We start from the raw sequence: 12,128 nt of genomic DNA on the forward strand, positions 1-12,128 counted from the left end.
CCTTAACCTGCGTTCTTAACGCGCTTTTTGTTTGTTGTAGACGTCGAAGATAACCGCAGCGAGCAATACCAAGCCCTTAATAACCTGCTGCCAATCAATCCCTATACCCAATATCGACATCCCGTTGTTCATTACGCCCATGATGAAAGCACCAATCACCGCGCCGATGATCTTACCCACACCACCTGTCATGGAAGCCCCACCGATAAAGACGGCAGCAATGACATCTAGCTCCATGGCAAAACCGGCTTTTGGCGTCGCTGTATTTAAGCGTGCGGCAAAGATCAAACCGGCCAATGCGGCCAACATGCCCATATTGGCAAAGGTCAAAAAGGTTAAGCGTTCCGTATTAATACCCGAAAGCTTGGCGGCTTTTACATTGCCACCCAAAGCATAGATGCGACGACCGATGGTGGTGCTGTTGGTCAAGAAGGTATAAATCGCGATCAACACCGCCATAGTAATCAACACGTTTGGCAAACCGCGGTAAGTACTTAAGAGGTAAGACAAGTAAATAATAGCGATGGCAACCAAAGCATTTTTTACGATAAAGAAAGAGAAAGGCTCATCTTGAATCCCGTATTTCAAGGCACGAGATCGACTGCGAGCTGCCAAAAAGACAATCGCGCTCGCCGCCAAAACACCCAATACAAGCGCGGTGACATTAGGACGACCTACGCCGAATACATCTGGAATAAAACCTGTACTTAATAACTGGAAGCTTTTTGGGAAAGGCCCGACAGATTGGCCTTCAAGCAATGCCAAGGTCAAACCACGAAACACCAACATACCCGCCAAGGTGACGATAAACGCAGGGATTTTCCAATAGGCAATCCAATAGCCTTGTAAACCACCGATAATCAAACCAACAACAAGACACACTGGCACCACAAGAATCGTTGGCAAGTCATAGTTAACCGACATCACGGCAGCCAATGCCCCGATGAAGCCTGCCACAGAGCCAACCGATAAATCGATATGTCCTGCAACAATGACCAGTAACATGCCAATCGCCATGATGATTATGTAGCTGTTTTGTAAAAATAAGTTGGTTAAGTTTACCGGACGCATCAAGGTGCCCTCGGTCAAAAACTGAAACATGCCCATGATAACCACCAGTGCGATCAACATACCGTAATCACGCATATGCGACTTCAAGTAGCTGGCAACAGAAGGTGCCGATTGGACCACTGTAGAGGTTTCTTTTGTTGTCATTATTATTGCTCCGCTATTATTCTTCTCGCCGTTATTATTGCTATCGCTAGGCTTTCACAATCATTGACATGATTTTTTCTTGGCTCGCATTAGCTTTGTCTAACTCACCAACAAAATGGCCTTCGTTCATCACGTAAATACGATCACACATGCCAAGCAACTCTGGCATCTCTGAAGAAATCATCACCACACCTTTGCCATCATCGGCAAGTTCATTGATGATGCTGTAAATTTCAAACTTGGCACCCACGTCAATACCGCGAGTTGGTTCGTCTAGAATCAGTACGTCTGGCTGTGAATACAACCATTTACTCAACACCACTTTTTGTTGATTACCGCCTGATAAGTTCATCACTTTCTGGAACACACTTGGTGTACGAATATTGAGCGCTTTGCGGTAATCTTCAGACACTTGGCGCTCGATGTTTTCATCAATCACGCCATTTGAGGACACACGATCTAGGTTCGCTAATGTGGTATTGGTTTGAATGGTTTCTTCAAGAATCAAACCCAGCTCTTTACGGTCTTCGGTGACGTACGCCAAACCACTTTTGATGGCTTTAGGCACGGTTGATAAATCGGCGATTTCGCCGCGTAAACGCACTTCGCCTTGGATGTTTTTTCCGTAACTTTGTCCAAAGATGCTCATCGCTAATTCTGTTCGACCCGATCCCATCAAACCCGCAATACCAACAATTTCGCCTGCATGCACATTGAAGGCAATGTCATGAATCATTTGACGATCTACTGCTTCAGGATGCCAAACATTCCAATTACTGACTTCCATCAAGGTTTTCCCTAAGTGACCTTCTTCGGTCGGGTTCTTTCTTGCTGGGTAACGGTGTGCCATGTCACGGCCAACCATGTCGCGAATAATGTCTTCTTCACTGATGCTTTGCGCACGGCAGTCTAATGTCGATACAGAGGCACCATCACGAATAACGGTAATACTGTCTGCAACACGGCTGATTTCGTTTAATTTGTGGGTAATCAGGATAGAAGAAATACCCTGAGCTTTAAATTCCAGCAATAGGTCAAGCAACTTGGCGCTGTCGTTTTCTTGTAGTGCGGACGTTGGTTCGTCCAGAATCAATAATTTCACATCTTTAGCAAGGGCTTTGGCAATCTCAACCAGCTGCTGCTTGCCCACTCCTAGTTGACCAACGAGAGTGGATGGCGATTCTTTTAAGCCCACTTTGGCTAATAACTCTTGCGTACGAGAATAGGTTTTCGGCCAATTAATCACGCCACCTTCGACATTCTCGTTACCTAAAAATAGATTTTCAGCGATAGACAAAAGCGGCACTAGAGCCAACTCTTGGTGAATAATAATGATGCCTTTTTCTTCGCTGTCCGTAATGCCGGAAAACGCCACGGTTTCATCATTAAACAGAATATCGCCATCATAACTTCCATGTGGATAAACCCCACTCAACACCTTCATGAGAGTGGACTTACCCGCGCCATTTTCACCCACTAAAGCGTGAATCTCGCCAGCACGAACTTTGAGGTTCACCGCGTCGAGGGCTTTTACTCCAGGAAACGTCTTGGTAATGCTGCGCATTTCCAAAATAATATTTTCCATAAAACATCCCATTAGCAGACGCGCTACTACTGCATAGGCACGCAGTTAGTAACGCGCTCACTGGTTTATTATTGTTGAATTAGGATATTAACGAGCACACTAGTCGTGCGCTTATTCGATCTGAGACTTCGTATAATAACCACTACCTAGCAACACATCTTGCCAGTTGGATTTATCAACTGTGACAGGTTCAAGCAAGTAACTTGGGATAACCTTAATGCCATTGTCGTAGGTTTTAGTGTCATTGATTTCTGGTGTGGCATCATTCAATACTGCTTGCACCATACCAACGGTAACATTGGCTAATTCACGCGTATCTTTGAAGATGGTGGAATATTGTTCGCCTGCGATGATGGATTTCACCGATGGCACTTCCGCATCCTGACCAGTGACAATTGGCATTTTCAGATTACCAGAACCGTAACCGACACCTTTAAGAGACGACAAAATACCAATAGAAATACCATCATAAGGCGATAACACACCGTCTATGTGTTTCTTGGTGTAATGAGCAGACAACAAGTTATCCATACGTGCTTGAGCGGTTGCACCGTCCCAACGTAAGGTACCGACTGTGTCCATGCCCATTTGGCCTGAGACAACATTCACTTTGTCAGAATCAATCATTGGCTGAAGTACAGACATGGCACCGTTATAGAAGAAGTAAGCATTGTTATCATCAGGAGAGCCACCGAACAACTCGACGTTGTAAGGACCTTTACCACGTTTTTCCATACCGCTTACCAAAGACTTGGCTTGCAACACACCGACTTTGAAGTTATCGAATGTCGCGTAGTAGCTCACATAAGGGCTGTTTTTAATCAAACGGTCATAGGAGATAACTTTAATACCAGCAGCATCGGCGTTTTCTAATGCGTTAGATAGGGTCGTTCCATCAATCGCGGCAATGACTAAAACGTCGACGCCTTTTACGATCATGTTTTCGATTTGGGAGAGTTGGTTCGGAATTTCATCTTCCGCGTATTGCAGATCAACTTTGTAACCGGCGTCTTGGAAGAGTTTTACCATGGAGTCACCATCGGTGATCCAGCGAGCGGAAGACTTGGTTGGCATAGCAATACCAACATAACCATTAGCGGCCAAGGCACTAGCGGAACTCAGCGCAGTGGCACCCAATACTAAACCAGCAATGGCATTCTTTAGATAGTTCATTAGCTTCTCCTGTAACGGCCAAGCAAGCACCATAAGGAACAAGCTTCAGTGGCCATCGAGTGATTTTTATGATTATTTTTTACGAGCCAATCAGGTCTTGAAAAACCTATTATGCAGAGTAGGCAAAATGAACATACCAATCAAATAGAATAAATGTTGCCCTTCATATCATTTTTGATATGTGTAGCGAATTGTAAGAGCCCCTACAAATAGCCGTATTACGTGCTGCATGGCTTAGCCAAATTTCGTATGATAAAACTCCCCTTTAGCCACTCTATAAATTAGAAGGAATCTATGGAATTTATTTGGATCTTATTCGCATTCGTCTGCGGACTGGCCGTCAAAATGATTAATTTACCGCCATTAATTGGTTTCTTGTTAGCTGGCTTTTTACTTAAATATGCAGGCTTGGAGCCAAGCGACACATCAAGCACCACATTGGACTCCCTTGCCAATATAGGCATTACGCTAATGCTGTTTAGTATCGGCTTGAAGTTGCATGTTAAAGACCTTCTAAAACGCGAAGTCTGGGCATCAACACTAAGCCATATGGGAATAAGCACCATTATTTTTGCAGGCATAGCCCTACTCCTTGGCACATTAAGCCTGCCATATTTTGGGGTACTTGATTTTAAAACCGCTGCACTTATCGGTTTCGCACTCAGTTTTTCCAGTACCGTTTGTGTGATGAAACTGTTGGAAGAAAGTAGCGAACTAAAAACTCGCCACGGGCAATTATCCCTTGGCATTCTGGTTATGCAGGACATAGTCGCGGTGGTTTTCCTTGTCGCTGCCACAGGCAAAGTACCGTCTATCTGGGCGCTGGGTTTATTTGGCTTGCTACTGATTCGCCCTGTTATTAACAAAATCGTCGACAAGGCAGGCCACGGAGAAATGCTACCGCTAACAGGTCTGTTTCTTGCGCTAGGTGGCTATGAACTGTTTTACCTGGTTGGCGTAAAAGGGGATTTAGGCGCACTGATTTTCGGTATTTTATTAGCGTCTCATTCAAAAGCGGCAGAAATGAATAAGTCGCTAATGAATTTCAAAGACTTGTTTTTAATTGGTTTCTTCTTATCTATTGGTTTTACTGCCTTACCCACATTAAACATGATCAGCATGAGCTTAATCATTACCTTATTGATTTTGGCAAAGTTCGCACTCTTCTTCCTGTTGCTAACAAAAATGAAACTGCGCGGCAGGACATCTTTCTTATCGTCGATGATCCTGTCTAACTACAGCGAATTTGGCTTAATTGTCGTCGCTCTGAGTGTGGCAAACGGCTGGTTGGAAAAAGAATGGCTGGTCGTATTAGCACTAGCCGTGTCTTTCTCATTCGTCATTACCAGTATTTTGTACCGCAACGTGCACCGCATGTACCGTAAAAACAAAGACGTCATTCGTCGTTTTGAAAGCCCAGAGTGCTTACCTGAGGATATCTTCGTCCAACCTGTTAATAGTGATATTCTCGTGGTGGGATTGGGTCGAGTTGGACGCGGAGCGTTTGAGTCATTGAAAGGCTTGGTAGGTGACACGGTGGCTGGTATGGATGCGGATCGAAACCGTATAAACCAAATGCAAGCCGATCAAGAAAACGTCTTCTACGGCGATGGTGAAGACGCCGATTTATGGGAACGTTTGGACACGTCCCGTATCGAGCTCGTATTGCTTGCATTACCTGCGGCGGAAGACACCACTAACGTCGCCATACAACTGCGTAAAGCCAACTACACAGGCCAAATCGCCGCCATAGCACGTTATCAAGATGAAAGAGAAATTCTTATCAACAGCGGCATAGACAACGTCTTCAACTTCTACACCGAAGCAGGTACAGGTTTCGCCGAAGAAAGCTTGGCACTGATTCGGCCAATGGACAACGCCATGCCTTCTTAAATTAAGGCTTCGCTAGTTTACAGGCACATTAGTGCTAGAAACATTCGCAAATCTGGTTAGTTTGAAAAGAAATGCGGTAAACTAGCGAAAACCATTTCATCCTTCTCTTAATTAAACAGTAAAACGTTTTAGGGGTCTTCACGAAGCCTATGTTTACACATCACCAAAGCGCGTACTTTGCTCATTGGCTAACTCAATCAGGGAAAGTAGAAAACCAAGTATCAAAGGTGATTGCATCTGCTCGAGTAGACATGAACCCTCATCAAATCGATGCGGCACGCTTTGCGCTTAAATCCCCTCTGGAAAGAGGAGTATTACTAGCGGATGAAGTAGGCCTAGGTAAAACGATTGAAGCCAGTTTGGTCATCGCGCAAAAGTGGGCGGAAGGAAAACGCGCCATTCTATTAGTTGTACCTGCATCTCTTCGTAAACAATGGAACCAAGAACTTTGGGATAAATTCGAATTGCCATCTGCTGTAGTTGATAGCAAAGTCGCGGCAGAATTAAAAAAACAAGGTTTCTCTAATCCATTTGAACAAGAAGATAAGATCATTATCTGTTCCTATGAATACCTTGCGCAAAAGAAAGAGTTTTCATTACGCCTAGACTGGGACTTGGTCATCTTTGATGAAGCCCACAAACTCAGAAATCTCTATAGTAAAGGTGGTAGTAAGCGAGCAAAAGCCGTTGTAGAAGCCACGGAACACGCGCAACATCGAGTTCTTTTGTCTGCCACGCCCTTACAAAATAATCTAATGGAACTGTATGGTCTAAGCCAAGTTATCGACCCGCATTTCTTTGGTGATGAAAAATCCTTTAAAGCTCTTTATGTCAAACGTCAAAAAAATAGCGATGCACTCGAAGACCTAAAAAAACGTATTGAAACCCTATGCCATCGCACATTACGCCGTCAGGTTCAGCAAGAAGGCGGCATTAACTTTACTAATCGCTACGCCATTACTGAAGACTTCACACCTCTTCCCGAAGAATGGGAGCTATACCAACAGCTTTCGGCTTATCTACAAAATCCAGAAAACCAAGCAATAGCGCCGAATGCAAAACACCTGGTTAACATCGGCCTGCGCAAAATTTTGGCTTCTTCTTCTTTTGCCATTTCTGACACCTTAAAAGGCATGGTAAAACGACTAAGAGAAAAGCAAAAAGTGACAGAAGACAGTATCAACGATATTGATACCGCCGATGACTGGAACGATATCGAGTTTGAAGAGCTTACTAACAGCACACAAGCCACAAACCGCTTAGAAGATGAAATAGAGCAGTTAAACAGCTTCCAAAAACTGGCCGAGAGCATAGAAGTCAACGCAAAAGGAGAAGCCCTTCTCCTTGTGTTAGAACGCGCCATGGCATCAACTGAATCAATGGGAGGTCAGCGTAAAGCTGTCGTTTTTACCGAGTCATGCCGCACACAAACCTACCTAAATAACCTACTGGAAAGAAATGGCTACAAAGGTCGTACAGTATTGCTTAACGGCTCTAATAACGACCCTCAGTCTCAAGCTATTTACAAAGACTGGATGGAAAAACACAAAGACTCGTCACGTATCAGCGGCTCCAAACCTTCTGATATGAAAGCGGCGTTAGTGGAGCGCTTTAAAAGCGAGGAAGCGGATATCCTTATCTCCACCGAAGCGGGTGGCGAAGGTATCAACTTACAATTTTGCTCTTTGCTGATTAACTACGATTTACCATGGAACCCACAAAAAGTGGAACAGCGCATTGGTCGTGTCCATCGTTACGGCCAGAAAAATGATGTGGTTGTGGTGAATTTTGTTAACCGTAAAAACCCTGCCGACCAGCGTGTTTTCCAGTTACTCAATGAAAAGCTCAAATTATTTGAAGGAGTATTTGGCGCCTCAGATGAAGTGCTGGGGGCTATTTCCGAAAACCTCGATATCGAAAAGCGCATTTATGAAATCTATCAAAAATGCCGAACAGATGCAGAAATCGAGCAGCAATTTAATAAACTGCAAGACGATCTAAAAGAGGCACTTGAAGTACGAGAAGAAGCAGCAAGACAAACCTTGCTCAACCATTTTGACCGTGATGTCGTTGCAAACCTTAAAAACCAACGGGATCAAAATAAGATATTCTTACAAGACTACGAGCATATACTGCTCGACCTTGCCAAAGCAGAATTACCCGACGCGGTATTTGCCGACAATCACTTCCAATACCAAGGCAAGCGCTTCGATATTCGCTGGTCTCTGGCCGAACAAAACGACTCTGAGTTTTTCCGTTTACAAGCCATGGAACATTATCTCGCTTGGGATCTTGTTAAAAAAGCCAAAGCACGTCAGCTTGAACCAACCCATCTAATATTCAGCTACAACCAGTTAGAAGGTCGATATGGCGCGCTACAGCCTTATATTGGTCAGTCCGGCTTTATTCAAGTGGTGAAACTGGTGTTTTCCTATAACCAAGGCAAAGACAAAGACCACAAACTGTTTGCTCTCGCCTACACTGATGGCGGACAACGAATAAGCAATGAAAATGCCGAACACCTACTCTGCATTCCCGCCATAGCAGAACCATTTGCAGGCGAATTACCTAAGCAAGCTTTTGCGACACAATTAGAGCAATTGCTAGAAAGCCAAACCCTTGCCAAAGAAGGCGAGCTGGACCAGCTTTATGAAGTGGAAGAAAACAAACTAGACCGTTGGAAACAAGACCGCGAAGCCAGCTATCAAATAACAGTGGATGAGCTGAATAATGAGATAGACCTATTCAAAAAAGAAACGCGAAAACTCGCCTCAACCAGAGAAAAAATTGAAGCGAAAAAAACACTGCGTAAGCTTGAGCGTAAACGCGATGACGCGATGACAGAATTCCACGAAGCCAGAAAACGAATTGAAAAAGAAGAGGACGAGATGATAGACAAGATCAGCGCAAAACTCGAACTGTCTTGCCAAACGGACATTATTTTTACCGCCCGTTGGGCTCTCGACGCCTAATCTAACCAATTCAAATAGTGAGAAAATCATGGAGCACGAAAAGCTAGTCAGGGAATTACTTTTCCATATTCGCTTAGGCGAAGACTCAAGCATCGAATTTAAAGCCGTTACCTTTGAAAACGGTAATAAACCAAAAGACCCAAACAAAGACAAGATGGCACACGAACTTGCCGCCTTTGCTAATGGCCAAGGTGGACGTTTATTGCTTGGCGTCGATGACAAAAATCGTGACGTAATTGGCATTGATGACGACAAGGTCGCCAGTACCGAAGAATGGATAGTCAACATCAGCCAACAAAACATTGTGCCGCCAGTAAGAATTGACACTCGTCTAGTTCAGATCCCAAACCGTGAAGGTCACTTAAAAACCATCATTTATGTGGAAATTCCTCGCAGTCTTTCCATTCACCAAAGTGCCGGACGCTATTACCAACGCGTAGGCTCTACCAAGCAAGAAATGAAGCCCGACGTCTTAGCGCGTTTATTCCAACAACGTTCACAGGCACGTCTGATCCGTTTTGACGAATCCCTTGTGCCCGGAACGTCCATAGACGACATAGACAGCAGCTTAAAAAGCCGTTTTCTGCGCCCGACTATTCCAGAGCACATGCAGTTGCACAAGTTGCACCTCACAGCCAAAGACGACTACGAAGCAAAACAAGGATTGTCCGTTTCTGGTGTATTATTGCTGACACCAGACCCGACCCAATGGCTTACTAACGCCTATATTCAATGTGTGTGTTACAGCGGCCAACAACGGGACGCACAAGATCAACTCGATGCACAGGATTACACAGGCCCTATCGACCAGCAAATCAATGGCGCGGTGGACTTCGTAAAACGCAACATGAAAACCGCAGCGATAAAGGACGTAGGCCGAATCGATCTTCCTCAATACGACATTGGCGTTATTTTTGAAGCCGTAGTGAATGCCATCGCCCACCGAGATTACTCCATGACAGGACGACGCATCCGCCTGCACATGTTTGCGGATCGCTTAGAACTTTACACACCGGGGCAATTATCCAACAGTCTCACCATAGATGGTCTAATGGACAACACAGTGACGCGTAACGAAGCGTTAGTGAACCTATTAAGCCGCTATTACAACGCCAGAGAAGAAGCGGGTAGACAAGCCATTATTGAACGTCGTGGAGAAGGCGTACCAAAAATAATTAACCGCAGCAAAGAACTCAGCGGCAAAGAGCCAGAATATAAAATGATTGATGATGCCGAACTCTTACTCACCATCTATGCCGCCAATAAAGCTTATGCCACCAATGAAAGCAAGCGCTAGAACACCCCAAGGAAATACCATGGCAGACCATGACATAAACAATACAAGCACTAACACTCAACTCAAAGGCGACTCGCTCAATATCAGCGAACAGCGCAAGCAAGAGCTTAAACAGCTTTTCCCAGGGGTATTTACCGAAACCAAAACCGACGACGGCAAGCTAGTCGAAAGCATTGATTTTGAACGCCTCAAGGCCGAACCGGGTCAATTCAGTGAGATTTATGACAACCGCCGTGAACGTTATGCCATGGACTGGCCGGGCAAAAAAGACACCCTGAGACAAATTCAAGAACCGTCTCGCGCCACCCTAAAACCCTGCCGCGAAGAGTCGGTGGATTTTGACACCACAGAGAATCTTTTCATCGAAGGCGACAACCTAGAAGTCCTCAAACTGCTGCAAAAAAGTTACTACGGCGCGGTCAAAATGATCTACATCGACCCGCCCTACAACACCGGCAAAGAGTTCATCTACCCAGATAATTTCACCGAATCCCTTGATACTTACCTCGAATACGCTGGCCTAAAAGAAGTGGGCGGCGAAGGCCGAAAATTCAGCACCAACAGCCAAAACGAAGGCCGCTTTCATTCCAAATGGCTCAACATGATGTACCCACGCCTTTACTTGGCGCGTAATCTACTGCGAGAAGATGGCGTGATTTTTATCTCCATCGACGACAACGAAGTTGAAAACCTGCGCCGTATTTGTGATGAAATATTTGGTGAAGAGAATTTTGTAGCTCAAAATGTCTGGCAAAAACGATATTCAAGAGAAAACAGGGGTATGGTCGGTGACGCCCATGAATATATTCTTGTATACGCAAAGAAATTCGAGGCTTTCAAAAACGTCTCGAATCTTGTTTCGATTACAGAGAGTCAACGTAAGGCATATAGAAACCCAACCAATGATCCAAAAGGAGATTGGCGTGCAATCCCTATGACCGCACAAGGGTATAGACCGAATCAGATGTATGAAGTTGTATCTCCAACAGGAAAAGTGTTTTTACCTCCGGAAGGAAGGTGTTGGGGGATGATTGAATCTGAGTATCTAAAACAAAAAGAAGAAGGGAGAGTATATTTTGGTAAAGATGGTAACTCTCAACCTGGAATTATTCGCTATTTAAGTGAAGTAAAAGGTGTCGTTCCTTGGACTTGGTGGCCGCATGAAGAAGCTGGCCACACGGATGAGGCTAAAAAAGAAATTCGTGCTTTCTTAGGGAATAGTCAAGTTTTTGATACTCCAAAGCCCATTAAATTACTTAAACGGATATTGGAAATTTCTACCAGAAAAGGAGATATAGTATTGGACTTCTTTTCTGGTTCTGGAACAACAGGTCATGCGATTTTTGATGAGAATCTTAACAAAAATAGCGATCTCAAGTTTATATTGGTTCAATTACCAGAAATGATTAACATTGACTCAGAAGCATTTAAACTCGGCTTTAGTAATGTTTCCCATATTGCCAAAGAGCGCCTTCGCCGCGCTGGCGCTAAAATCCGTGCTGAACGAGAAGGCCAGCTCGATTTAGCCAATCAGCAGAATCTGGATCTGGGCTTTAAGGTGTTTAAACTAGACCAAAGCAATTTCAATCAATGGCAGGCACCAAGTAAAGACACCTCCAATGATGAGCTAGTGCGCCAGATGGAATTGCACATTGACCCTGTGGATCATGACGCCTCTCAAGAAGATTTGCTCTTCGAGATTTTGTTAAAAATCGGTATCGCGCCCACTGAGCAAATTGAAGTGTTAGAACTGGCAGGCCATCCTATTTATAGCGTTTCCGATGGCATGATTCTGATTCATTTAGAAAAACACACTGACCAAGCCTTGATCGATGCGGTGTTAGACCAGCAACCAACGCAGTTTATTTGTTTAGATAGTGCCTTCCACGGCAACGAACAAATGAAAGCCAACGCGGTCAAAAGCTTTGCTACCTTTAACCAAGAAAAAGTCGGTATCGACCGTATCGACTTTAAAACGGTGTAAGGGAAGCAT

7 protein-coding genes are annotated in these 12,128 nt (G+C 44.5%); 4 read left to right on the top strand and 3 right to left on the bottom strand.

What is annotated here, in order from left to right:
• Positions 1–15 precede the first annotated feature (15 nt).
• From mmsB to chvE, 3 genes are all read right to left on the bottom strand, one after another.
• Positions 16–1,215, bottom strand: a complete 1,200-nt coding sequence (gene mmsB / locus ACO05V_RS00820) for a multiple monosaccharide ABC transporter permease (RefSeq protein ID WP_421846604.1) — start codon at positions 1,213–1,215, stop codon at positions 16–18.
• Between the two features lie 46 nt (positions 1,216–1,261).
• Entirely contained in the window at positions 1,262–2,800 is a 1,539-nt protein-coding gene (gene mmsA, locus ACO05V_RS00825; protein ID WP_421846606.1) for a multiple monosaccharide ABC transporter ATP-binding protein, read from the bottom strand.
• Positions 2,801–2,911: 111 nt separating this feature from the next.
• Positions 2,912–3,973 carry a multiple monosaccharide ABC transporter substrate-binding protein gene (chvE, locus tag ACO05V_RS00830; protein ID WP_421846608.1) on the bottom strand — a complete coding sequence of 354 codons (1,062 nt, stop codon included), beginning with the start codon at positions 3,971–3,973 and terminating at the stop codon, positions 2,912–2,914.
• A gap of 294 nt (positions 3,974–4,267) precedes the next feature.
• Here chvE and ACO05V_RS00835 point away from each other — a divergent pair, with 294 nt between their 5' ends.
• From ACO05V_RS00835 to ACO05V_RS00850, 4 genes are all read left to right on the top strand, one after another.
• Positions 4,268–5,866, top strand: a complete 1,599-nt coding sequence (locus ACO05V_RS00835; protein ID WP_421846610.1) for a cation:proton antiporter — start codon at positions 4,268–4,270, stop codon at positions 5,864–5,866.
• A 149-nt stretch (positions 5,867–6,015) separates the two neighbouring features.
• Entirely contained in the window at positions 6,016–8,838 is a 2,823-nt protein-coding gene (locus ACO05V_RS00840; protein ID WP_421846612.1) for an SNF2-related protein, read from the top strand.
• A 28-nt stretch (positions 8,839–8,866) separates the two neighbouring features.
• Positions 8,867–10,135 carry an RNA-binding domain-containing protein gene (locus ACO05V_RS00845; protein ID WP_421846615.1) on the top strand — a complete coding sequence of 423 codons (1,269 nt, stop codon included), beginning with the start codon at positions 8,867–8,869 and terminating at the stop codon, positions 10,133–10,135.
• Positions 10,136–10,154: 19 nt separating this feature from the next.
• A complete protein-coding gene (locus tag ACO05V_RS00850) occupies positions 10,155–12,119 on the top strand; it encodes a site-specific DNA-methyltransferase (protein WP_421846617.1) in 1,965 nt (654 codons plus the stop codon).
• Positions 12,120–12,128 lie beyond the last annotated feature (9 nt).

Origin of the sequence: Marinomonas sp., from assembly GCF_965225885.1 — a bacterium.
In the GTDB taxonomy this organism is placed as follows: Bacteria; Pseudomonadota; Gammaproteobacteria; order Pseudomonadales; family Marinomonadaceae; genus Marinomonas.